Here is a 22377-nt window from a genome sequence, read left to right as displayed (position 1 = left end):
CCTCGGTCACGGGCGGCGATATATGCGTTTAACATGTTAATTGCCACTGTCGCAAGCCCCGTAACCCCTGCGCCACAAAGCCCAAAACTTGGGCTTTAAGTCGCGATAGGTTGTAGTTAACATCCCAACTATCTTGCGTCGGGCTGGCGAAAATAGCGGGCCGCGCCGGAGTTTGGGGAGGAGAACCGCAATGAACCGCATGCTGGCCACGGCCGCATCCATTGCCGTCGGCGCCACCGGCGCGATGGCCGAAACGTATACATACGGGTCGTGGGTGCCCGCGTCCGACTACATCAACTCGGACGCCCTGCCCGAGGTGTTCCGCCGGGTGGACGAAGAGACCAACGGCGAGGTGCAATGGGAGCTGATCGCCGGCGGCCAGCTGGCGGGCGGGGTGGAAACCTTCGCCGCGATCCAGGACGGCCTGATGGATGCGGGCGTCGCCGCGGCGAACTACGTGCCGAACCTGCTGCCGTCGATCGCCACGCTTTACGGGCTGGCCGTGCCGGGCGACGACCCCGTCGCCGCCGCGGGCGCCGCGAACGAGGTGATGATGCTGCACTGCCCCTCCTGCCTGGAGGAGACGCGCAACCTCAACCAGGTGCCGATGGGCGGCTATGCCTCGGCCCCCTACATGCTGATCTGCCGCGACCCGATCACCCGGGTCGACCAGCTTCAGGGGCTGCGCGTGCGCGCCTCGGGCGCGCCGCTCAACATCATGGAAATGGCGGGCGCCTCGACCGTCTCGGTCTCGCTTGCCGATACCGTGTCGCTGCTGCAGCGCGGCGGCGTGGACTGCACCACCGGCATCGGCGACTGGCTGAAAACCTTCGGCTACGGCGATTTCGCCAAGAACGTCACCGATTTCAGCCTGGGCGTGTCGTCCCCCATCGTCGGCCTGATGATCAACCGCGACGTCTGGAACGGCTTCACCGAAGAACAGAAGATGGCGCACCTGCGCGCCGCGCCATGGCTGTCGGCGATGCACACGATCAACAATTTCGTCATCGGCACCAACGAGACGCTGGAGGACCAGATCGCCAACAACGGCGTCAAGATGGTCGCACCCGAAAACCCCGAGGAATGGCAGGCCATGATGGACCGCTACCTTGAGGAACAGCGCACGACCGCGATCGAGATGGCGTCAAATTTCGGGGTGGAAGACCCCGAGGCGTTCCTCGACGCCTATGACGAGGCGCTGATCAAGTGGGGCAAGCTGTCCGAGGAGATCGGCACCGACGTCGACAAGTTCGCCGAGACGCTCTGGGAAGAGGTCTATTCCAAGGTCGACCTGTCGACGCTCTGACGCGCCGCGAAGGGGCCCCGCCGCGGGCCCCTTTTCCCATGGGAGGAGAGCATTGATGACACGACTGACCGCTGCCGCGATCGCGGCGGCCGGGCCCGGAACGGCCGCGTCCGGCCAAGGCCGCAATCCGCATCGCCCGGGCCACGCCGCCCCCGGCATCCTTGCCGCCCCCGGCGCCGAGGGCGCCGAAAGGCCGACCCGGGGAGACCGCCCGTGATCCGCACACTCGACAGCGTGCTTGAGTGGTGGTCGCGGGCCCTGATGGCCGTGGCGATCATCGCGGGCTTTGCGATGATGATCCACATCAGCATCGACATCGTCGCGCGCACGGTCTTCAACTCGCCCCTGCGGACCACCAACCAGATGGTCGCGGGCTACTACATGATCGCCGCGGCGTTCCTGCCCATCGCGCTTCTGGGCAAGCGCGACGATCACATCTCGGCCGACGTCTTTACCGAGTTCATGAGCCCGGGCGTGCGCCGCGCGCTCGACGGCTTCACCACGCTTCTGGGCATCCTCTACCTGGGTGCCTTCACGTGGCAAAGCTGGATCTCGGCCGACCGGCGCATGAACCAGGGCGAAGTGCTGGAGATCCCGGGCGGCTACCTGACGGTGTGGCCGGGCCGCTGGCTGCTGCCCATCGCGGGGGCCAGCCTGTTTCTGTGCTTCCTTCTGCGCTTCATCCGCATCCTGACACCCGGCGCGGGTCCCGACGAGGACCACCACAACCGCATGCCCGAAGCTTGAACGGACCACCATGGACGGATTGACACTCAGCCTCGTCTGCCTCGGCGGCGTTCTGGCCCTTATCGCCATCCGCACGCCGATCGGCGTCGCGCTCGGCGTCGTCAGCTTTCTCGGCTTCTGGGAGCTTCGCAATTTCAACGTGGCGCTGGGCCAGATGCGCGAGGTGCCCTATTACTTTGCCGCGAACTGGGACCTGTCGGCGATCCCGATGTTCCTGCTCATGGGCTCGATCGTCTATGTCTCGGGCATCGCCACGTCACTGTTCCACGCCGCGCGACTATGGCTGTCGGGGCTGCCGGGCGGGCTGGCCGTCGCGGCCAACATCGCCTCGGCCGGGTTCGCGGCGGGCTGCGGATCCTCGGTTGCCGCCGCGGCCGCCATGGGGCGGCTTGCCATCCCCGAGATGCTGAAGGCAGGGTACGAAAAGGGCCTGGCCACCGGCGTCGTCGCCAGCGCGGGCACCATCGCGGCGCTGATCCCGCCGTCGATCCTGATGGTTCTTTACGGCATCTTCGCCGAAACCTCGATCGCGAGCCTGCTGATCGCGGGGATCATCCCGGGCCTGCTGACCGCGGGCGCCTATACCGCGATGATCATGATCCGGTGCAAGCTGAACCCCGCCCTGTCGCCCGCCGCCCCCTACGAGGGGACCGACCTCAGCCGCGAACGCTGGAAGTCGCTGCGCGAGATCTGGCCGCTGATCGTGCTGGTCTTCGGCGTGATCGGCGGGCTTTACGGCGGCATCGTCACCCCGACCGAGGCGGGTGCGGCGGGATCGGTGCTGGCCCTGCTGATCGCTGTGGTCCAACGGCGCATGACCTTCCTCAAGCTGTGGGAGGCGGTGCGCGACGCGATCATGACCACGGCGCAGATCTTCTTCGTCGGCATGGGCGCCTTGATGTTCACCCGGCTTCTGTCCTTCTCTGGCGCCAGCCAGATGCTGACCGACCTTGTTGCGCCGCTGGCGCTGGACCCGGTGCTGATCGTCCTCGCGATGTCGGTGATCTACCTGATCCTCGGCATGTTCCTCGACCCCATCGGGATCATGCTGATCACGATGCCGGTCTTCATCCCGCTGCTGAAGGCGCTGGACTTCGACCTGATCTGGTACGGGGTTCTGGTGGTGAAGTTCATCGAGGTCGGTATGCTGACACCGCCCTTGGGCTTCAACGTCTTCGTGGTGAAGGGCGTCGTCGGCAAGACGATCCCGCTCACCACCATCTTCCGCGGGGTGGGATGGTTCCTGTTGTGCGATCTGGTCGTCGTGATCCTTCTGGTCTCCTTCCCGGGCATCAGCCTGTGGCTGCCGTCGCTGATGAACTGACGCGCATGCGGCGGTCCCCCGGGGCCGCCGCATGAAGATCGACGTCAACGGGCTGCAGGCCTTCATCGCCATTGCCGATGCGGGCAGCTTCAACGCCGCGGCCCAGCGGCTGAACCTGTCGCAGACCGCCCTGTCGCACCGCATCGCCAAGCTCGAGACCGAGCTTGGCATCGCGCTTTTCGTCCGCACCACGCGTCGGCTGGCCCTGACGCCCGAGGCGCTGGCGCTGCTGCCGCGCGCGCGCCGCTCGATCACCGATCTCGAAGGCGCCCTGGGCGATCTCAAGCGGCTGGGCGAACTGCGCCGGCGCGAGGTGACGCTGGGCTGCATACCCTCGCTCGCCTCCTCGGTTCTGGCCGAGATCCTGCATGACTTCCGCGCCAGCCATCCCGGCGTGCGGGTGCGGGTGATCGATACCTACGCCTGGGCCATCGCCGAGCAGGTCGATGCAGGACAGGTCGAATTCGCCCTCTTGACGCGCGAAGGTCCTCAGGCACGCACGCAATACCGCGCCCTTTACGAAGAGGATTTCGTCGCCGTCTGCCGGCAGGACCACGCTCTCGCCGATACCTCGGACACGACATGGGCGGATCTCGCCCAGCACGACCTGATCGGCAACAGCGTCGTGAACGATGCGTTGCGATCGACCGGCATCCTTGCACACTGGACTTATCAGGCCGAAAACATCGCCACCGCCGTGGGCTTCGTCAAGGCAGGCCTCGGTGTGTCGATCGTGCCCAAGCTGGAGCAATCGCAGCCCGGCTATCAGGGTCTGCGCACCATCGGAATCAAAGACCCCAGAGTGACCCGCACCATCGGGCTGCTGACCCGCACCGATACGCCCCCCTCGGACGCCGCCGCCGCTTTGATCGAGCTGATCGTAGACCGGCTGACGGCACTTGGGCCCGCGGCAACAACATGATGAAAGATATTCATCAATAGCGCCATCAATCCCATTTGACGAATAGGCCATGCCCCGCCACGCTTCCCCAAAGGCAGGGGAGGCTGCCGCATTGACGTCAGGGTGGGGGCCGCGCGCCTCGGGCGCAGCTGCGCCCCTTTGCCCTGACTGTCGGCCACGGGGGGACATCATCGCATGGCGAGCGAAAGCTACGACTACATCATCGCGGGTGGCGGGACGGCAGGCTGCATCCTGGCCAACCGACTGACGGCCGACCCCGCCATCCGCGTGCTGATGGTCGAGGCCGGGGGATCGGGGCGGCACCTTTATTCGGAAATCCCGCTCTTCATTCCCTACGTGATCGGCAATCCGCGCTTCGACTGGATGCTGAAGACCGAGCCCGAGCCGAACCTCGGCGGCCGCGTCGTCCCCCTGCCACGGGGCAAGATGCTGGGCGGGTCGACCGGCATCAACGGCATGGTCTACGTCCGCGGCCACCGCTGGGATTACGACAACTGGGCCGCGCTGGGGAATACCGGCTGGGGCTGGTCCGACGTCCTGCCCTATTTCATGCGGTCCGAGACATGGGACGGCGAGGCGATGCAGGGCCGTGGCGGGACCGGCGAGTGGCGCATCGGCGATCCCGGCATGCGCTGGCCCGCGCTCGACGCCTATCGCGGGGCCGCGACGCAGGTGGGCATCCCCGAAACGCCCGACTACAATTCCGGCGACAACACCGGCGTCGCCTATTTTCAGGCCAATATCCACGGCGGACGTCGGCAATCGACGGCCAAGGCCTTTCTGCACAAGATCGCCAAGCGCCCCAACCTGACCGTCGTCACGGGCGCCACGGTCGACCAGATCACGCTGGACGGACACCGGGCCACGGGGCTCTTGTGGCACAAGGACGGCGAACCGCACCACGCCACCGCGAAGGCCGAGGTGCTGTGCTGCGCCGGCGCCTATGCCTCGCCCGCGCTGCTGGAACGCTCAGGCATAGGCGATCCGGAGCGGTTGAGATCCATCGGCATCACGCCCCTGCACGCCCTGCCGGGGGTGGGCCGGAACCTGCAGGACCACTGGCAGGTGCGCGTCCAGACCCGGCTGTCGAACACGGTCACGCTCAATGGCCGCGCCGGCAGCCTGCTGGGCAAGGCCTTGATGGGGCTCGACTACGTCACCCGCCGCAAGGGGCCGCTTTCGGCGCAGCCCGCCCTTCTGGCTGCCTTCACCAAGGTGATGGAGGACGCGGTGGCCCCCGACGTGCAGATTCACGTCTCGGCCGCCAGCTATGACCGCGTGGGCGGGCCGATGCACCCCTATCCCGGCATCACCTCGGCGGTGTGCATCCTGCGCCCCACCAGCCGCGGCCATGCCCATGCCCGCAGCAGCGACCCCGAGGCGCCGCCCGAGATCCTGCACAACTACCTCGACACCGACTACGACCGGCAGATCGCGGTGAAATGCGTCGAGCTTGTCCGCCGCATCACGGGCGCGCCCGCGATGGCGCACCTTTCGCCGCAAGAGGTGGCTCCGGGCGCCGAGGTGCAGGGCCATGACGCGCTGCTCGACTATGCGCGGCGGTCCATCGCGACCACCTTCCACCCCGTGGGCACCTGCGCCATGGGCACGGGGACGGACGCGGTGGTGGCCCCCGACCTGCGGGTGCACGGCATCGGCGGGCTGCGGGTGGTCGATGCCTCGGTGATGCCGGTGATCCCCTCGGGCAACACCGCCGCCCCCACCGTGATGATCGCCGAAAAGGCCGCCGACATGATCCGTGCCGCACAGCGCGACACGGTCGCCGCCTGACCACAGTGTTTTCCCCAAAAGCCCGGTTGCGCGGCCCGCGTCGGCCGTCCCGGACAGCCGAAAGGACATTCTCATGAACAGCGCAACCCAGATCGATTTCCGCCGCACGCCATTCCTGTCGCGCCCTGCCCAGAAGCTTTTCATCGGCGGCCGGTGGGTAGAGGCCGAGGACGGCGCGACCCTGCCCACGATGAACCCCTCGGACGGCAGCGAACTGGCGCAGATCGCCCGCGGCACCTCGGCGGATGTCGACCGTGCCGTCGCCGCCGCCCGCGCGGCCTTCGACGGCCCGTGGCGACGGGTGAAACCCGGCGAGCGGCAGGCGCTGATGCTGCGCCTCGCCGATCTGGTCGAGCAGCACATCGACGAACTGGCCTGGCTCGACACGCTCGAAATGGGGGCCCCCATCGCGCGGCTGCCCGCGATGCGCCGCCGTTCGCCTTCCGTCATCCGCTACTACGCGGGGCTGACGACCGCGCTGCACGGTGATGTCATCGACAACTCGGTCCCCGGCGAGGTGCTGAGCTATACCGCCCGCGAACCCATCGGCGTGGTGGGGGCGATCATCCCGTGGAACGCGCCGCTGGGCGCCGCGCTGATCAAGCTGGCACCCTGCCTAGCCACCGGCTGCACCCTGGTGCTGAAACCGGCCGAGGAGGCTTCGCTGTCGACCCTGCGGCTGATCGAGCTTCTGGAAGAGGCCGGGCTGCCCGAGGGCGTGGTCAACGTGGTCACCGGCACGGGCCCCGAGGCCGGGGCGGCGCTGGCCGCGCACATGGACGTGGACAAGGTGGCCTTTACCGGCTCGTCCGAGACCGGGCGCCGGGTGGTCGAGGCGTCGATGGGCAATCTCAAGCGCCTGTCGCTCGAACTGGGGGGCAAGTCGCCCGACATCGTCTTTGCCGATGCCGACCTCGACCGCGCCGTGGCGGGCGCCTCGATGGCCGTTTTCGGCAACACGGGACAGGTCTGTTCGGCGGGCACGCGGCTGTTCGTGCAGGAGGATATCTTCGAGGATTTCGTCGAGCGCGTCGTCGATTTCTCGCGCGCGCTGCGAGTGGGGCCGGGGCATGATCCGCAGACGCAGATCGGGCCCATCGCGTCCGAGCGGCAGATGAAGCGGGTGCTGGATTACCTCGACGTCGGCACCGCCGAGGGGGCCGAGCTGCGCCTTGGCGGCGGGCGGATGGCCAGTCCCGCGCACGAGGCGGGGTATTTCGTCGAACCCACCGTCTTTGGCGGGGTGCGCGACGACATGCGCATCGTGCGCGAAGAGATCTTCGGCCCCGTCGTCGCCGCGATCCCCTTCAAGGACGAGGAGGAGGTCGTGCGCAGGGCCAATGCCACCGTCTTCGGCCTGGGCGCCGGGGTGTGGACCGAGAACCTGGGCCGCGCGCACCGCATGGCGCGGGCGATCCGCGCCGGTTCGGTCTGGATCAACGCCTACCAGCTGATGGACCCCGCCGTGCCGATGGGCGGCTTCCGCCAGTCGGGCTATGGCCGCGAAAGCGGGGCGGAGCATCTCGACGAGTTCCTCGAGACCAAGTCGGTCTGGATCGACATGACGTCCTGAGCGCGGCCCCCCGATGCACCGCGCCGGGGCATACCCGGCACCCCAGCGGCCGACGGGTGCAGGGCCCGCCGGCCCCGTTCCGGCACCTGCCCCGGCAGCATCCCCGCCTTGGGGTGTCCGCGCCTCGACACGGGGACGGCGGGTCGAGGGGTGTGGCAGGGCTGCCGGGTGTCGCGGCCTTGCCGCCCGGCCCGGCCACCCGGCCTGCCCCGCGTGACTTATCCTGTTCCGGTCCGCTGGCGCAGGCTTATAGCGGCGGCATGACACGCCAAGCGGCTCGCAGCATCCTGACCTTCCTGATGGTCGCCGTCCTGGTGGCGGTCAGCGTGGTCTCCGCGTCCCTCATGGCGCCGGACCGCGAGACGCTGGAGCGGCAGGCGGTGGCCCGGGCGCTCGGCACCCCGATCGCCGAGTTCTGCGGCGTGACCGAGGACGGGCACGACCACCGCTGCCCCTTCTGCCACAAGCTGCCAGATCCGCCGCGGCTGACCGCCCCGGATGCCGGGCGGCGCATCACGCGGGTGATCGTGGATCGCCTTGGCCGCGACCTGGTGGTCGGGCACAGGCATCTCCGCCCGCAGGCCGCGCCCCGCGCTCCGCCCCGCCTTACCTGATCATCGACGTCCACGCCCGCGCGGGGAGTGCCCCGGGCGGCGCCTCACGTGACGCCACGCCTGCACGCGACAGCGGCAGAGCGCCGGCAGGAACCCGTTCGGGCCCCGACCGGGCCGGCGGTGCCGGATGCGTGGCGTCATCCGCATAGCACGACTCGGCCTTGCCCCGCCCACCCCGCGCTGCGGACGACGCGGGCGCAGGCTGCCATCTCAGGACCCAGATCGAATGACCACCCTTTCACCGTCGACCCCTGCGCCGGGCGGGACATCGCCCCGGACCGGCGCCAACACGCTCTATTTCGCCGCATGGCGATGGCACTTCTATGCCGGGCTCTTCGTGGTGCCCTTCCTGTTGATCCTCGCCCTGACCGGGACAATCATGATGATCTCGACTGCCAGTTCGACCAGCTGGGCCACGTGGCCGACGTCGCCGCAACGGGGACCCCGATCCCCGTCACCGCCCAGGCCGAGGCCGCGCTGGCGTCGGTCCCCGGCGGCCGGCTGGACCAGTACGTCGCCCCCGAGGCCGCCGACCGCCCCGCCTTCTTCGCCATCGCGGCAAACGGCACCGTCATGTCGGTGGCCGTCGATCCCTATAGCGGCGAGGTCCTGAACAGCCAGGACAAGACCACCACGCTTTTTGCCATCGCCAACCGCATTCACGGTACCCTGCTTATCGGCGATGCGGGCGACCGGGTCATGGAAACCGCCGCCTCGCCGGTGGTCCTGCTGATCGTCACCGGGCTCTGGATGTGGCTGCCCGAGGCCGGCGTCTGCGCCATCGTGCCGGACCTGCGGGCGCGGGGGCGCGGGCTGTTCAAGTCCCTGCACGCCAGCGCGGGCACGGTGATTTCGGTTTTCCTGATGCTCTTCGTCCTGTCGGGGCTGGCGTGGTCGGGCATCTGGGGCGCGAAGTTCGTGCAGCCCTGGGCGTCCTTCCCGGCCGAAAAGAGCTGGAGCAACATTCCCCTGTCGGACCGCACCCACGCCTCGATGAACCACGCGGGCCACCAGGACGTGCCGTGGGGGATGGAGCAGGTGCCGATGCCGGCCTCGGGCAGCGCGGCAGGTGACGCCGGCGTGTCGCGGGCCGTCACGCTCGACACCGTCAGCGACTGGGCCGGGCAGAACGGGTTCTCGGGCCAGTACAAGATCACCCTTCCGCAGGACGAGACGGGCGTCTTCACGATCATGGCCGAGGTCCGCAACGAAGACGGCGTGATGCCGTGGGAGGACCGGACAACGCATCTCGACCAGTATACCGGCAACGTCCTGGCCGACGTGCGGTACGCCGATTACACGCCCTTGGCCAAGGCGATGGCCTGGGGCATCGGCCTGCACAAGGGGCTGGTGGGGATCTGGAACTTCGTCTTCAACCTGGTGTTCCTGGCGCTGGTGATCGCAACCTGTGTCACCGGGATCGCCATGTGGTGGAAACGCCGCCCCTCGGGTGCGGGGCGGCTGGCCGCGCCGCCGATGCCGCGGGACATGCCGCTGTGGAAGGGCGCGGTGCTGGCAGCCCTCGCGCTGGCCATGGCCTTTCCGATGGCGGGCATCGCCCTGCTGGTGGTCGTCGCGCTAGACATGGTCGTGCTTGCGCGCCTGCCGCGGCTCAAGCGGGTGCTGAGCTGACGGCGGGCCGGGCCGCCCCGATCGCGGCCCGGCCTCTCGCCCCACCTCTTGCCCCGCGGATCGTCCGTGGCACGGCGTCATGCCGCGCTGCGCGGGTGCCCCCACCCGGATCGCGTTGCGAAACAAGGCGGGTGGCAAGGCAGGCGGCAAGGCGCGGGATGCGGCTGCTAGCCCAGCAGCCGCGCCTCGCGGCCGGCAAGCCGCTGTGTCAGTCCCGAAACGCCGCCGGCGGCAAGGCCCAGCCGGGTCAGGCGTTGGAACACGCGGCTGATGCGGTATTCCTGCGTGACGCCGACGCCGCCATGCAGTTGCACAGCCTCCTGCCCGACACGGCGCCCGGCCAGGGCGGCCTTGAGAAGCGCCGCCTCGAGCACGACATCGGCATCCACCGCCCCGGCCCCCAGCGCCATGGCCGCGTGCAGGGACATCGCGTGGATCTCCTGCGCCGCGATCATCATGTCGACCAGCCGGTGCCGCAGCGCCTGGAAATCGGCCAAGCGCTGTCCGAACTGCTTGCGGTCGGGCAGGTAGGCGGCCGTCTCGGCCACCGCGGCCTCGGCCGCGCCCGCGGTTTCGGCGGCAACGGCAAGCCACAGCAGCCGCCGCGCGAGGGTCAGGGCATCCTCGGCCGCGTTGCCTCCGGCCAGAACCGCGTCGCCGGGCAGGTCCATGTCCATGGCGATCCGGGCCGCAGGCGTCCCGTCGAACAGCGGCGCCGGCGTGACGTCGGCCCCGCCCAGCGGAAGCAGCAGAAGCTGCCGCCCCTCGGGGCCATCTGCCGGGGCGATCAGCCAGTCGGCACCTTCGGCCCCCACGATATCGGAAAGCTGGCCCGACACCCGCCCCCCGGCAACGGTCAGCCCGGGGTCGAGACAGGCCGCCACCCGCGCCTCGCCCGCAGCCAGCCCCTGCGCCAGCGTGTCCTGCCCCGACGCGGCCAAAAGCGCGCCGGGCAGGATCGCGGTCTGGGTCAGCGGTACGCCGGCCAGCCCCCGCCCCGCGGCGCGGGCGACGTGCCAGACCGACAGGAGACCGCCGCCGAACCCGCCCGCATCCTCGGGCACGGTCAGGGCGTAAAGCCCGGCCTCGGCCACGGTGGCGGCATCGGCAGAGGTGCCCTGTGGCGGAAACAGTCGCTCGGCCAGGTCGGCCAGCATCCGGTCTTCTTCGCTGATCTCGAAGTCCATCGCGTCTCTCCCCCTCACAGCCCCAGCGCGGCCTTGGCCAGAATCTCGCGCTGGATCTCGTTCGAGCCGCCGTAGATCGACAGCTTGCGAAAGCTCATGTAGCCCGCCGCGGCATCGGCCAGCTCGGGCCCGCCCACCGGCCCAAGCGCATCGAGCAGAAGCTCGGTCGTGGCCTGCTGAAGTTCGGACCCGCGGATCTTCAGGACCGAGGCCGCGTGATCGGGCGCACCGAAGGCCCCCGCCGCCTGACCGGTCAGCGCCAGCATCTGGAGCATGTCGACAGCGCGCGTATCGACCTCGAGCTGGGCAAAACGGCGGCGGAACTCGGGATCGTCCCAAAGCCGCCCCGTGGGCCCGTCACGCTCGGCCAGCTCGCGCAGCAGGTTCAGTCGCATCTTGACCCAACCGAGGCCTGCGATGTTGTGACGTTCATTGCCCAGCAGGAACTTGGCCACGTCCCAGCCGCGGTTCTCCTCGCCCACCAGCGCGTCGGCGCCGACCTCGACGTCGGAGAAAAAGACCTCGTTCACCTCGTGGCGGCCGTCCGACGTCTCGATCTCGCGCACCTCGATGCCGGGGGTGTCCATCGGGAAGACCAGGAAGGAGATGCCCATCTGCTTTTTCGGCGCCTGCGGATCGGTCCGGAAAAGCCCGAACATCCAGTCGGCGTGGTGGGCATAGCTGGTCCAGGTCTTCTGCCCGTTCAGCACCCAGCCGTCGCCGCGCCGTTCGGCCCGGGTGACGAGAGAGGCAAGGTCGGACCCGGCGTTGGGCTCGGAAAACCCCTGGCACCACCAGATGTCGAGGTTGGCGGTAGGCTTCAGGAATTTCTCCTTCTGCGCGTCGGTGCCGAAGCGGGCCAGCACCGGGCCCACCATATCGACGTTGAAGGGCAAGGGCGGCGGCACCGCGTTCACCTGCATCTGTTCGAGGTAGAGGTGCCGCTGAATCGGCGTCCAGTCGCGCCCGCCCCACTCGGCCGGCCAGTGCGGCACGGCAAGGCCCAGCCGGTTCAGGATGCGCTGGCTTTCCACGAAGTCTTCACGCTCAAGCTCGATATCGCGGCGCATCTTGTCGCGCAGCGTCTGCGGGATCTCGGCCCGCAGCGTTTCGGCGATCTCGTCGCGGAAGCGGCGGTCTTCGTCGGTCAGAAGATGGTGCATGGCAGTCCCCTAGAGGTTGGGCAGGAACATCACGAGGTCGGGGAAGGCGATCATCAGCGCGATCACCACGATGTCGGCCCCGATGAAGAACAGCGCGCCCTTGAACACGTCGCCCAGGCTGACGTGATTGGCCGCGACCGACCGGATGATGAAGACGTTCATCCCCAGTGGCGGGGTGATCATCCCCACCTCCAGAAGCTTGACCAGAAGCACGCCGAACCAGATCAGGTCGATGCCCTGCGTCTCGAAGATCGGCAGGAGGATCGGCAGGGTGATCAGCATCGCCCCGAAGGGTTCGAGGAACATGCCGATCAGGATGTAGATCAGCACGACCACGGCCATCAGTCCGAAATACCCCAGGTCCAGCCCCGAAACCGTGCTGTTGAGGAACCCCGCAACGCCCGAGAGCCCGAGGAACCGGGTGAACATCGCCGCCCCCGCCCCGATGATGAAGAGCGCGGCACAGGTGCCCAGCGTTTCGAGAAGCGCGGCGCGGAAGCCCGCCCAGCTGAGCCGGCCGACGACGGTGGCGATGACGATCGCGCCGGCGGCGCCGATGGCACCCGCCTCTGTCGCGGTAAAGAGCCCGCCGAAGAGCCCGCCGAAGACCAGCACGATCAGCAAGATCAGCGGCACCACGTCGCGCAGCAGGCCGCGGCCGTCGATATGATCGGTCGCCGCAGGTTCGTTCGGGATGATGTCCTTGCGGAACACGGCGACGAGGATCACGACCAGTGAATAGGAGATCGCCGTCAGGATGCCGACCGAGATGCCGCCCAGGAACACCTGGGTGATCGAGGTTTCGGCGAAGACGCCGTAGACGATCATCAGGATCGAGGGCGGGATCAGCGCCCCCACCGTGCCGCCCGCGGCCAGGATCCCGGCGGAAAAGCTGGGGCGATAGCCCGCGCGCACCATCTCGGGGATCGCGATGCGGCCCATCGTGGCAGCGCAGGCGATCGACGACCCCGAGACGGCCGCGAAGCCGGTGCAACCGAAGATCGCCGCCAGCCCCAGCCCGCCCGGCACCTTGCGCGTCGCGATCTTGGCGGCGTCGAAAAGTCCCGTCGTCAGGCCCGAATGATAGGCGACAAAGCCCATCAGCAGGAACATCGGCACGGCCGACAGCGTCCAGCTGGCGATGAATTCGTAGGGCGTGGCCGACAGGATGCCGACGGCGGGGGTCAGGCCCAGAAGGAACCAGATCCCGCCGAAGCTGACGAGGATCAGCGCGACGCCGATCGGCACCTGAAGCGCCAGCAGGACCAGAAGGATGCCAAGCGCTGCGAAACCTGCGGTGACGTTCATCGGGCGGTCTCTCCGGTGTCTGAATGCGGTGCGGGCTGGCGCAGGGCGGTATCGGCGTCGCGCCCCGCCAGCGCCACCGCAACCTTGAGCAGGCTGATCAGGCAGGCCAGCGCAAACGAGACGGGCAGCACGAAATACGACGGCCACACCGGCACGGCGACGTTCAGCGACATCACGTAGGTGCCCGTGTGGAACTGGCGCATCGCCTCGATCCACGTGGTGTAGGTCAGCACCACGAAGGCCGCGGCGCACAGCAGGTGCACCAGCACCTGATTGGGCCGCCGCCAGCGGGCCAGCGGTGCGGCGAAGACCTCGACCGAGATCATCTCGCCCCGCCGGTCGGCCCAGGCGAGCGCAAGGTAGGCGACCATCACCATGTAATAGCGCGACACGATCTCGATGGTGGCCGGGATCGGGACGTTGACGATCTGGCGCAGCACCACGTCGACGGTGATGTGGATCAGCATGGCGACGACGCCGATGGCGCCCAGCAGCGCCAGCGCGTCGGTCAGCCTGCGGGCCAGACGGATGAGGGTGTCGATCATGTCGCCTCCTGGTGGCGGGATGGACGGCGTCGCGGGACGGAGCCCCGCCTTACGGGCGCCTCCGAAGCATGAGGTCCCCGCCCGGCGGACCACCCGGCGGGGAGAGGGCGCGAAAAGGGCCGGCACCCGCGGCGCCGGCCCCTGAGGTCAGTGTCGGATCAAAGCCCGTAGGCTTCGGGATCGACCTTGTCCCAGATCTCTTCCTGCTGGCGCTGCGCCAGCGCATCGAGATCGCCGCCGGTTTCGTCGACGATGGCGGTCCACTTTTCGACCAGTTCCTGGAAGCGCGCGATCTTGTCGCCCGCGCCCTCGATCCCGTAGGTGTCGGCGGCCATGCTCTCGACGGTGGCCAGATCCTCGGTCGTGAACTTCTCGGTCGCGTCGATCAGCTCCTGGCTGGGCTCGATGAACTCGATCCCCGCGTCGCGGGCTTCCTGGCGCGCACGCTCGGGCCGGTCATAGCCCCAGTCCTGCGTGAAGGCGACGTTGCCCTTGTTCGCGGCGCGCATGAAGCCCGCCCGCTCCTCGGCCGAAAGCGACTGCCACGTGGGCAGCGCGACGGTGAAGTTCGAGGTCGCGTGATAGGTGCCCAGCGGAATCTCGGTGACGTATTTCACCAGATCGACCATGCGGTAGGACACCAGATCGTTGACCGAGGCCATGGTGCCGTTGATCACGCCCTGGCTCATCTGTTCGAACTGGTCCGAGACAGGGACCGACGCCGGCGCGGCGCCCATCGATTCGGCCCAGCGCGAAAACGGCGACCCGCCCGACCGCAGGCGCAGGCCCTGCATGTCCTGCGGCGTCTCGACCGGCTGGTCGGTCATCAGAACGTAGACATCCGACGACCCGGCGCCGACGAAGACAAGCCCCGCCTCCTTGAACTCTTCAAGGCAATCCTCACAGGTGACGACGTATTCGGTCATCGCCGCGCCCATGGCGTGGGGGTTGGTCCCGAGGAAGGCCAAATCGCCCGCAAGAGCCGAGCTGGGCACCGTGGCGGGGTAGTAGAGCGGCAGGAAGTTCCCGACCTCGGCCACCTGGCTTTGCAGCGAGGCGAGCATGGTGCCGATATTGACGACCTCGGTGCCCAGCATGGTGCCGGTCAGCGCGTCGCCGGTCTCGGACGGCAGGTTCTCCTGCAGCGTCAGGTACATCGGGTCGTAGGCGGGGTGCGCGGGCGGCGCGCCGGGGGCCAGGCGCAGGTCGCGCGCGTCGGCCGTGGCGGCAAATCCCGCGGCAAACCCCGCAACGGCGAGTGTCAGAGCAGTCTTTTTCATCAGGTTTCCTCCCATGGAAATGTCAGTCCGGTCTGTCTGCGCAGCCATTCTGCGGGCTGCGCATCACCCGTCACAGCCCGAGGATCTTGCGGGCATTCTCTTTCAGGATCTTCGGTCGCACATGCTCCTTGATCTCCAGCGCCTCGAAATCGCGCAGCCAGCGGTCGGGCAGAATCGCCGGCCAATCCGAGCCGAACAGAACACGGTCCTGCAACAGGGAGTTAGCATAGCGGACCAGCAGCGGCGGAAAATATTTCGGCGACCAGCCCGAGAGGTCGATCCAGACGTTGGGCTTGTGCGTGGCCAGCGCCAGCGCCTCTTCCTGCCAGGGAAAGGACGGATGCGCGGCGATGATCTTGAGATCAGGGAAATCCGCAGCCACATCGTCGAGGTACATCGGGTTCGAATACTTCAGCCGCATTCCCATGCCGCCCGGCATGCCCGCGCCGACCCCGGTCTGGCCGGTGTGGAACAGGGCGGGCATCCCCGACTCCTGGATCACCTCGTAAAGCTCGTAGGCCATGCGGTCGTTGGGGTAGAACCCCTGGAACGTGGGGTGAAATTTGAAGCCCCGCGCGCCCTTGGCCAGCAGGTTCTTCGCCTCGCGCACGCCGATCTTGCCCTTCCACGGGTCGATCGAGACGAAGGGGATCAGGATGTCGTCATGCTCCTGCGCCAGCTCCAGCATCTCGTCGTTGTTGTAGCGGCGGAACCCGGTTTCGCGTTCGGCATCGACCGGAAAGATCACCGCGGCGATGTTCTTTTCGCGATAGAACTGCGCGGTTTCCGGGATCGTCGGCGGATGGTCGAAGGGCGAGCGGAAGTACTCCTTCATGCCCTCCTGAAAATCGTCGTAGCCGTCATCGGCATGCAGCCCGCAGGGCTCTTCGGCATGGGTATGGATGTCGATCGCCGTGACCTTGTCGAAGTCGATCCGCATGTGTGTCTCCCCCTTTAAGTCTCGTGTCAGCTGGACGTGGCCGACGGCCAGCCCAGAATCTTGTGCAAAAGCCGCAGCAGCTCGGCGCGGTCGTCGGCGTCCAGCGCGGCGGTGGCCCCGGCATCAAGCGCGTCCAGCCTGAGGTTCATGTCGGCGACCACGTGGCGTCCCGCATCCGTCAGCCGCAGGAAGACCGACCGTCGATCCTGAGGCGGGACGTAGCGTTCGACCAGCCCGCGTTCCTCGAGCCCGCTGACGACCTTGGTCATGTGCGACCACTTGATCATCAGCTTGTCCGCGATGGCCCCCTGCCGCGCGCCGGGATTGTCGCCCACGACTTTCAGAACCGTGTGTTCGCCCAGCTTCAGCGGCAGGTCGGCCTCGGCCGAGAAGATCCGGTCGTAGACCGTCACCTGCGCGATCCGCAGCATGAAGGACACCGATCCGTCCAGGTCGCCCAGGGCGACGGCGTCCGCCGGAACCGGCGCAACGGGATCGTCGGAGCCCTGCGGCGCCGCGGTCATGACGATGGTGCGATACGCGCCGCGCGCTTTTCAAGAAAGTCGCGCAGGCGCTGGTGCGCCTCGGGCGTCGACTGGGTGAAGGCGGCGATCATCGATTCGAAGAACAGGCCTTCGTCGTAGCCCGTCTCGGGCACCCGGGGCAGCGCGTTGATGATGGCGTAGTTCGACAGCGGCGCGTTGGTGATCGCCTTCTTGGCCAGCTCGGTCGCCTTGGCGACGGCGCCGCCCGCCTCGGTCAGGTAGGTGACGACGCCGATACGCTCGGCCTCTTCCGCGCTCAGCACGCGGCCGGTCAGCATCAGGTCCATGGTCCGCGGCACGCCCATCAGGCGGGTGATGTTCACCGAGCCGCCACCGCCAAGGAAGATCCCGCGCTGGCCCTCGGGCAGGGCGAAGAAGGTCGTGGCATCGGCGATGCGCACATGCGCCACCGCGGCCAGTTCCAGCCCGCCGCCGATGGCCCCGCCATGCAGCGCGGCAAAATAGGGAATGGCGCCCGAACGGATGCGCTGGAACACCGCGTGCCAGGTGCGCGAGCCCATGATCGACTGCAGCGGATCCTTGATCTCCTGCTCGGACAGGTCGAGCCCGGCACAGAAATGGTCGCCCTGCCCGTGGATCACGACGGCCTTCGCCTCGGCCGCGGCGCGATCGACATGCTCGCTCAGCTCGGCGACCATGTTGTCGCTCATCGCGTTGCGCTTTTCGGGCCGCGACAGCGTCAGGTACGCGATCTCGTCCTCGAGCCGATACTCGATATAGGCCATGCAGCTCCTCCCTCTCCTGCAGCAAACTTAACTTGCCGCCGGGATTGTTTACAAGTGAATTATATTGCTATCATCATTGCCGGGGTCGGCCGCCGGGGAGGGCGCGCCGCCGTGGGAGGATATGATGACCAAGACCGACTGGCCCAGCGCGCCGATGCGCGACGCGGCCGTCCTGGCGCGCGACCCGAAGGTCGAGACGCGCCCCGACGGCACCATCTACATCAGCCACAGGCAAGAGCTGATCGACCATCACGGGACGATCACTGAACGGCTGGTGCATTTCGCGGGCGAAACGCCCGACGCCGTGTTCCTGGCGGACCGGCTGGGCGAGGACAGCGACTGGCGGCGCATCACCTATGCCGAAACGCTGGAGAAGGTGCGGCGCCTGGGCCAGGCGCTGCTGGATGCCGGGATCAGCGCCGAGCGACCGCTGGCGATCCTGTCGGGCAACAGCATCGAACACGCTCTGCTGGGCCTTGCCGCGATGCATGTGGGCGTGGCCTATGCCGCGATCTCGCCCGCCTATGCGCTGACGGGCGGCGACTACGCGCGCCTGCGCGACACGGTCGAGGGCGTGACGCCCGGCATGGTCTATGCCGCCGACGCGGGCACCTTCGGCCCCGCCGTGGCCGCGGTGATGCCCGACCTGCCCTTCGTCACGCGCGATGGCGGCGCGGGCTCGACCCCGCTGGCGGACCTGCTGGCCACCGAGCCGACCGATGCCGTCGACACCGCCTACGCAGCGGTCGAGGACGACACGATCGCCAAGTTCCTGTTCACCTCGGGCTCGACAGGCTCGCCCAAGGCGGTGCCCAATACGCATGGCATGCTGACCTCGAACCAGGCGATGCTGCGGATGGGCTATGCCTATTTCGCCGACGAACCGCCGGTGATCCTGGACTGGTCGCCCTGGCACCACACGGCGGGCGGCAACTCGGTCTTCCTGTCGGTGATGATGAACGGCGGCACGCTTTACATCGACGACGGGCGACCGACGAAATCCGAGATCGGCAAGACGGTGCGCAACCTGCGCGACATCTCTCCGACGTGGTATTTCAACGTGCCCACCGGCTACGACGCGCTGATCCCCTTCCTGCGCGAGGATGAGAGCCTGCGCGCAACGTTTTTCCGCGATCTCAAGATGCTCTGGTACGCGGGCGCGTCGCTGGCGCAGCACACATGGGACGCGCTCGAGGATCTGGCGGTGCAGGCCACCGGCCACCGCATCCTGATCGCCACCGGCCTTGGCGCCACCGAAACCTCGCCCGGGGCGCTCTACTGCACCTGGCCGCAGGACACGGCAGGCAACGTTGGCCTGCCGGTGCCGGGGGTGACGCTGAAGCTGGTGCCCTTCGAGGGCAAGTACGATGCGCGGGTGAAGGGCGCGAACGTCATGCCCGGCTACTGGCGCCGGCCCGATCTGTCGCAGGACTGCTTCGACGAGGAAGGATTCTACAAGTTCGGCGACGCGTTGAAGCCCGTGGACCCCGACGACATCACCCAAGGCCTCGCCTTCGACGGGCGCACGGCCGAGAACTTCAAGCTCGACACCGGAACATGGGTCGCCACGGGCGCGCTGCGGATGAAGCTGATCGAACATTTCGGCGGCGCCCTGCGGGACCTTGCGATCACCGGCGCCGACCGGCCCTACCTGGGCGCGCTGGTGTTCCCGCCCGAACCCGAGATGGCGCAGGACGACGCGTGGCGGGCGCAGATCCGCGACGGGCTGAGCCGCTTTGCCGCCGGCGCGACGGGATCGTCGAACCGGGTGCTGCGGATGCTGCCGGTCGAAGAGCCGCTGTCGCTGGAAACGGGCGAGATGACGGACAAGGGGTCGGTCAACCAGCGGCGCGTGCTGGCGAACCGGGCCGAGCTGGTCGAGGAACTCTATCGCGGGTCGGACCGCGTGATCGAAGCGGAAAGGGGATAGGCGATGAAACTTGAGGGGACATCGGTTCTGGTCACCGGCGGCGGCTCGGGCCTGGGTGCGGCGACGGCGGGCTGGCTGGCCGAGCGCGGCGCGCGCGTGGCGGTGCTGGACCGCAGCGCCGAGGCGGCACAGCGCGTCGCGGACGAGGTCGGCGGCATCGCCTGCGTGGCCGACGTGACGGACGAGACCGCGGTAACGGCGGCGCTCGATGCCGCGACCGAGGCGCATGGCGTGCCGCGCGCGGTGGTGATGTGCGCCGGGATCGGCGGCGCCTCGCGCGTCGTGGGCCGCGACGGTCCCATGCCGCTCGACGCTTTCACGAAGACGGTGCAGGTGAACCTGATCGGATCCTTCAACGTCCTGCGCCTGGCCGCCCACCGGATGAGCGAGGCCGATCCGATGGAGGATGGCGAGCGCGGCGTGGTGATCGCGACCGCCTCTGTCGCGGCCTATGACGGGCAGATCGGCCAGGCCGCCTATGCGGCGTCGAAGGGCGGGATCGTGTCTATGACGCTGCCCATCGCGCGGGAATTCGCGCGCTTCGGCATCCGGGTGATGACGCTCTGCCCCGGCATCTTCGAAACACCGCTGCTAGGCGAACTGCCCGCCGAAAGCCAAGAGGCGCTCGGCCGCGGCATCCCCTACCCCACGCGGCTGGGCCGGCCCGAGGAATACGCACAGCTGGTCGAATCGGTGCTGGTGAACCGCTACCTGAACGGCGAGGTCATCCGCATCGACGGGGCCCTGCGCCTCAGCCCGAAATGGCCGAACTAGGCGCAGTCCAAACGCCACCCGGGTGGGCGTTCCTTGCGAAAGAACCCCGCCCGTGGCCCGGCGGGCACCCCTGAACGAAAAAGGCGCGCCACCCCGCGGTGACGCGCCTTTCTCAACTCCGGCGAAGGTCGCTCAGACCTCGCCCCAGATCGCCTCGGCCGTCTTCACGACAAGCTCAAGCTTGCGCTTCTGGTCATCCATGGTGACCTTGTTTCCCTCTTCGGTCGACGAGAACCCGCATTGCGGGGCGATGCCCAGCTGGTCGAGGTCGCAGTACTTCGACGCCTCGTCGAAGTGTTTCTTGAGCTCGTCGATCGATTCAAGCTCGGGGGACTTCGTCGTGATGAAGCCGGGCATGACCCGCTGCTTGCCCTTGGGAAGCAGCTTCAGCGGCTCCAGCCCGCCGGCCCGGTCGGTGTCGTATTCCATGAAGAACACGTCGATGCCGGTCGAGAAAATCGCCTCGGCCGCCGGATCGTAGCCGCCCTGCGCCACCCAGGTCGACTGGAAGTTGCCGCGGCACATGTGCATGCCGATGGTCATGTCGTCGGGGCGGTCGGCGATCGAATCGCGCATCATCTTGGCATATTCATCGATCAGCCAGTCCGGATCGGTGCCCCGGTCCTTCCACATCTGGCGCTGCTTCTCGTCGCAGAGGTAGGCGTAGAAGATGTCGTCCATCTGCAGATAGCGGCAGCCGGCATCGTAGAAGGCGTGCACCGCCTTCTTGTACGCCGCCGTCAGGTCCGCGAAATAGGCGGTGATGTCTTCCTGGTATTCCTTCACGTGGATGTTCTTCGCATCCAGCCGGTAGTGGCAGCACGACGGCCCGGGGATCGAGATCTTGGGCATCACCTTGGTGGTCCCGGCCAGGAACCGGAAGTGTTCCAGCATCGGGTGATCCGCGGGGAAGTCGATCCGCTTCGACACGACGGGCGCCTTCGCCTTGGTCGTCACGCCCGTGAACGCAAGGCCCGAGCCCTCTTGTTCGACAATGTCGAGACCGTCGAGCATGCCCATGAAGTCGTAGTGCCACCACGAGCGGCGGATCTCGCCGTCGGTGACGACGGGCAGGCCAGCCTCTTCCTGCAGCTTCACCGCGTCGCGGATCGCGGCATCTTCCGCGGCGCGCAGCTCTTCCACCGGGATCGAGCCCTCCTCGTAGAACTTGGTCCGGGCATCCTTGACGCTTTGCGGGCGCAGAAGCGACCCCACATGGTCGGCGCGGAACGGAGGTGTCTTCATCGGTCGGTCTCCTCGATGTCGTGTTCGGCGCATGGATTACCCGCTTGCAGCATCAGTTGCCAGCGGTCGTGCAGGCGCGCCATGTCCGGGCGGTCCGCGTCGACGAGGGCGACGGTGTCGTCCAGCGGCATCCAGGGCTGCGCGGTCGCCGCAAAGATATGCCCCGCCGGGCGCAGCCAGTCGCGCCGGTCCAGCGTTCCGGCCTTGATCACGGCAACTTCGCTGTCGGCGCGACGATGCGTCAGGCGCACGTGGCACCGCGGGCAGAACCGCGCCTCGACGGTCGTGCCCGACCCGCCCTCGTAGGCATGCACCACGGTCTCGCCCGAGATCTCGACGTCCCCGGCGCGCATCTGCAGCGACTCCCCGAAGGCGCTGCCGGACTGCCGCTGGCAGATGGTGCAATGGCACAGGTAGTAGGTCAGCGGCACGCCCGTCAGGCGATATCGGACCGCGCTGCACTGACAGCCCCCGGTCAGCGGACCGGCAGGCAGGACGACAGGGGAGATCTGGGTCATCGGATCCTTTCAGCCAGGCGTGCGGGACGTGTGCCGGGGCAGACCATGCCCCACGCCCGCACCCGGTATAGTCCCACGGTCTTTCGGGGTGTGGTGTTCCGGCGCTGGCGGAAGGTCCGGCGCCCGGGCGGCCATGCCTGCCCGGGTTCGGCCCCCCCGCCATGGCGCGTCGCGGCAACGCCTCCTCCCGTTGCGGCCCGAACCCGGGCCGCCAGTCGCCACGCGGGCCCCGGTGCGGACCCTGCGAAGCGGTCCGACCCTCCGGCCTTCACGCTTCATGGAATCGT

Annotated in this window: 20 protein-coding genes and 1 pseudogene; 11 read left to right on the top strand and 10 right to left on the bottom strand. The window is 68.1% G+C overall.

Features of this window, described 5'->3' with window-relative positions:
• Window positions 1-190 precede the first annotated feature (190 nt).
• From EKE94_RS11825 to EKE94_RS11790, 9 genes and pseudogenes are all read left to right on the top strand, one after another.
• The gene (locus EKE94_RS11825) at window positions 191-1306 is read left to right on the top strand and encodes a C4-dicarboxylate TRAP transporter substrate-binding protein (protein ID WP_127906798.1); all 1116 of its coding nucleotides are present in this window, start codon (window positions 191-193) and stop codon (window positions 1304-1306) included.
• A gap of 55 nt (window positions 1307-1361) precedes the next feature.
• Window positions 1362-1523 carry a hypothetical protein gene (locus EKE94_RS18685; protein ID WP_164870903.1) on the top strand — a complete coding sequence of 54 codons (162 nt, stop codon included), beginning with the start codon at window positions 1362-1364 and terminating at the stop codon, window positions 1521-1523.
• Window positions 1520-2053: a TRAP transporter small permease gene (locus EKE94_RS11820; RefSeq protein ID WP_127906797.1), complete on the top strand. Its 534-nt coding sequence runs from the start codon at window positions 1520-1522 to the stop codon at window positions 2051-2053. The genes EKE94_RS18685 and EKE94_RS11820 overlap by 4 nt, the downstream gene beginning before the upstream one ends.
• A gap of 10 nt (window positions 2054-2063) precedes the next feature.
• A complete protein-coding gene (locus EKE94_RS11815) occupies window positions 2064-3377 on the top strand; it encodes a TRAP transporter large permease (protein ID WP_127906796.1) in 1314 nt (437 codons plus the stop codon).
• A gap of 31 nt (window positions 3378-3408) precedes the next feature.
• Window positions 3409-4299, top strand: a complete 891-nt coding sequence (locus EKE94_RS11810) for a LysR family transcriptional regulator (RefSeq protein WP_127906795.1) — start codon at window positions 3409-3411, stop codon at window positions 4297-4299.
• Between the two features lie 174 nt (window positions 4300-4473).
• Window positions 4474-6090 (top strand): GMC family oxidoreductase, encoded by a 1617-nt coding sequence (locus EKE94_RS11805; protein ID WP_127906794.1) that lies wholly within the window; start codon window positions 4474-4476, stop codon window positions 6088-6090.
• Window positions 6091-6163: 73 nt separating this feature from the next.
• Window positions 6164-7663, top strand: coding sequence for an aldehyde dehydrogenase family protein (locus tag EKE94_RS11800; protein WP_127906793.1), 1500 nt, complete (start codon window positions 6164-6166; stop codon window positions 7661-7663).
• Window positions 7664-7923: 260 nt separating this feature from the next.
• Window positions 7924-8277 (top strand): hypothetical protein, encoded by a 354-nt coding sequence (locus EKE94_RS11795; protein WP_127906792.1) that lies wholly within the window; start codon window positions 7924-7926, stop codon window positions 8275-8277.
• A 127-nt stretch (window positions 8278-8404) separates the two neighbouring features.
• A pseudogene (locus tag EKE94_RS11790) lies at window positions 8405-9909 on the top strand (PepSY-associated TM helix domain-containing protein).
• 167 nt (window positions 9910-10076) lie between these two features.
• On the opposite strand, the gene EKE94_RS11785 reads toward EKE94_RS11790, so the two are convergent.
• The 8 genes from EKE94_RS11785 to EKE94_RS11750 all read right to left on the bottom strand — a co-directional run bounded on the left by EKE94_RS11785 (window position 10077) and on the right by EKE94_RS11750 (window position 17623).
• A complete protein-coding gene (locus EKE94_RS11785; protein WP_127906791.1) occupies window positions 10077-11096 on the bottom strand; it encodes an acyl-CoA dehydrogenase family protein in 1020 nt (339 codons plus the stop codon).
• Window positions 11097-11110: 14 nt separating this feature from the next.
• Window positions 11111-12259: an acyl-CoA dehydrogenase family protein gene (locus EKE94_RS11780; RefSeq protein WP_127906790.1), complete on the bottom strand. Its 1149-nt coding sequence runs from the start codon at window positions 12257-12259 to the stop codon at window positions 11111-11113.
• Between the two features lie 9 nt (window positions 12260-12268).
• Entirely contained in the window at window positions 12269-13567 is a 1299-nt protein-coding gene (locus EKE94_RS11775; RefSeq protein WP_127906789.1) for a TRAP transporter large permease, read from the bottom strand.
• The gene (locus EKE94_RS11770) at window positions 13564-14112 is read right to left on the bottom strand and encodes a TRAP transporter small permease (protein ID WP_127906788.1); all 549 of its coding nucleotides are present in this window, start codon (window positions 14110-14112) and stop codon (window positions 13564-13566) included. The genes EKE94_RS11775 and EKE94_RS11770 overlap by 4 nt, the downstream gene beginning before the upstream one ends.
• Window positions 14113-14270: 158 nt before the next feature.
• On the bottom strand, window positions 14271-15392 hold the full coding sequence (gene dctP / locus EKE94_RS11765; protein WP_127906787.1) for a TRAP transporter substrate-binding protein DctP: 1122 nt from the start codon (window positions 15390-15392) through the stop codon (window positions 14271-14273).
• Between the two features lie 70 nt (window positions 15393-15462).
• Complete coding sequence (locus tag EKE94_RS11760; protein WP_127906786.1) at window positions 15463-16332, bottom strand: amidohydrolase family protein; 870 nt, start codon at window positions 16330-16332, stop codon at window positions 15463-15465.
• Window positions 16333-16358: 26 nt separating this feature from the next.
• On the bottom strand, window positions 16359-16856 hold the full coding sequence (locus EKE94_RS11755; protein WP_127906785.1) for a MarR family winged helix-turn-helix transcriptional regulator: 498 nt from the start codon (window positions 16854-16856) through the stop codon (window positions 16359-16361).
• Window positions 16853-17623: a crotonase/enoyl-CoA hydratase family protein gene (locus EKE94_RS11750; protein WP_127906784.1), complete on the bottom strand. Its 771-nt coding sequence runs from the start codon at window positions 17621-17623 to the stop codon at window positions 16853-16855. The genes EKE94_RS11755 and EKE94_RS11750 overlap by 4 nt, the downstream gene beginning before the upstream one ends.
• Before the next feature lie 124 nt (window positions 17624-17747).
• Here EKE94_RS11750 and EKE94_RS11745 point away from each other — a divergent pair, with 124 nt between their 5' ends.
• Window positions 17748-19553 (top strand): feruloyl-CoA synthase, encoded by a 1806-nt coding sequence (locus EKE94_RS11745; RefSeq protein WP_235855993.1) that lies wholly within the window; start codon window positions 17748-17750, stop codon window positions 19551-19553.
• A gap of 3 nt (window positions 19554-19556) precedes the next feature.
• Window positions 19557-20327, top strand: coding sequence for an SDR family NAD(P)-dependent oxidoreductase (locus EKE94_RS11740; RefSeq protein ID WP_127906783.1), 771 nt, complete (start codon window positions 19557-19559; stop codon window positions 20325-20327).
• Window positions 20328-20459: 132 nt separating this feature from the next.
• On the opposite strand, the gene EKE94_RS11735 is transcribed toward EKE94_RS11740, so the two are convergent.
• Window positions 20460-21572 (bottom strand): 5-methyltetrahydropteroyltriglutamate--homocysteine S-methyltransferase, encoded by a 1113-nt coding sequence (locus EKE94_RS11735; RefSeq protein ID WP_127906782.1) that lies wholly within the window; start codon window positions 21570-21572, stop codon window positions 20460-20462.
• On the bottom strand, window positions 21569-22090 hold the full coding sequence (locus EKE94_RS11730) for a GFA family protein (protein WP_127906781.1): 522 nt from the start codon (window positions 22088-22090) through the stop codon (window positions 21569-21571). The genes EKE94_RS11735 and EKE94_RS11730 overlap by 4 nt, the downstream gene beginning before the upstream one ends.
• Between the last annotated feature and the right edge of the window lie 287 nt (window positions 22091-22377).

This window comes from Mesobaculum littorinae (genome assembly GCF_004011175.1).
GTDB lineage: Bacteria > Pseudomonadota > Alphaproteobacteria > Rhodobacterales > Rhodobacteraceae > Tranquillimonas > Tranquillimonas littorinae.
Note: the sequence above shows the minus strand (reverse complement) of the source record. Positions and strands in the feature narration are given on the sequence as shown.

Bases quoted from the DNA above. Each gene is read 5' to 3' on its own strand.
- EKE94_RS11730 (WP_127906781.1), bottom strand. From the start codon at position 22,090: ATGACCCAGATCTCCCCTGTCGTCCTGCCTGCCGGTCCGCTGACCGGG.
- EKE94_RS11780 (WP_127906790.1), bottom strand. From the start codon at position 12,259: ATGCACCATCTTCTGACCGACGAAGACCGCCGCTTCCGCGACGAGATC.
- EKE94_RS11805 (WP_127906794.1), top strand. From the start codon at position 4,474: ATGGCGAGCGAAAGCTACGACTACATCATCGCGGGTGGCGGGACGGCA.
- EKE94_RS11775 (WP_127906789.1), bottom strand. From the start codon at position 13,567: ATGAACGTCACCGCAGGTTTCGCAGCGCTTGGCATCCTTCTGGTCCTG.
- EKE94_RS11745 (WP_235855993.1), top strand. From the start codon at position 17,748: ATGACCAAGACCGACTGGCCCAGCGCGCCGATGCGCGACGCGGCCGTC.
- EKE94_RS11810 (WP_127906795.1), top strand. From the start codon at position 3,409: ATGAAGATCGACGTCAACGGGCTGCAGGCCTTCATCGCCATTGCCGAT.
- EKE94_RS11770 (WP_127906788.1), bottom strand. From the start codon at position 14,112: ATGATCGACACCCTCATCCGTCTGGCCCGCAGGCTGACCGACGCGCTG.
- EKE94_RS11795 (WP_127906792.1), top strand. From the start codon at position 7,924: ATGACACGCCAAGCGGCTCGCAGCATCCTGACCTTCCTGATGGTCGCC.
- EKE94_RS11735 (WP_127906782.1), bottom strand. From the start codon at position 21,572: ATGAAGACACCTCCGTTCCGCGCCGACCATGTGGGGTCGCTTCTGCGC.
- EKE94_RS18685 (WP_164870903.1), top strand. From the start codon at position 1,362: ATGACACGACTGACCGCTGCCGCGATCGCGGCGGCCGGGCCCGGAACG.
- EKE94_RS11785 (WP_127906791.1), bottom strand. From the start codon at position 11,096: ATGGACTTCGAGATCAGCGAAGAAGACCGGATGCTGGCCGACCTGGCC.
- EKE94_RS11755 (WP_127906785.1), bottom strand. From the start codon at position 16,856: ATGACCGCGGCGCCGCAGGGCTCCGACGATCCCGTTGCGCCGGTTCCG.
- dctP (WP_127906787.1), bottom strand. From the start codon at position 15,392: ATGAAAAAGACTGCTCTGACACTCGCCGTTGCGGGGTTTGCCGCGGGA.
- EKE94_RS11800 (WP_127906793.1), top strand. From the start codon at position 6,164: ATGAACAGCGCAACCCAGATCGATTTCCGCCGCACGCCATTCCTGTCG.
- EKE94_RS11740 (WP_127906783.1), top strand. From the start codon at position 19,557: ATGAAACTTGAGGGGACATCGGTTCTGGTCACCGGCGGCGGCTCGGGC.
- EKE94_RS11825 (WP_127906798.1), top strand. From the start codon at position 191: ATGAACCGCATGCTGGCCACGGCCGCATCCATTGCCGTCGGCGCCACC.
- EKE94_RS11750 (WP_127906784.1), bottom strand. From the start codon at position 17,623: ATGGCCTATATCGAGTATCGGCTCGAGGACGAGATCGCGTACCTGACG.
- EKE94_RS11760 (WP_127906786.1), bottom strand. From the start codon at position 16,332: ATGCGGATCGACTTCGACAAGGTCACGGCGATCGACATCCATACCCAT.
- EKE94_RS11815 (WP_127906796.1), top strand. From the start codon at position 2,064: ATGGACGGATTGACACTCAGCCTCGTCTGCCTCGGCGGCGTTCTGGCC.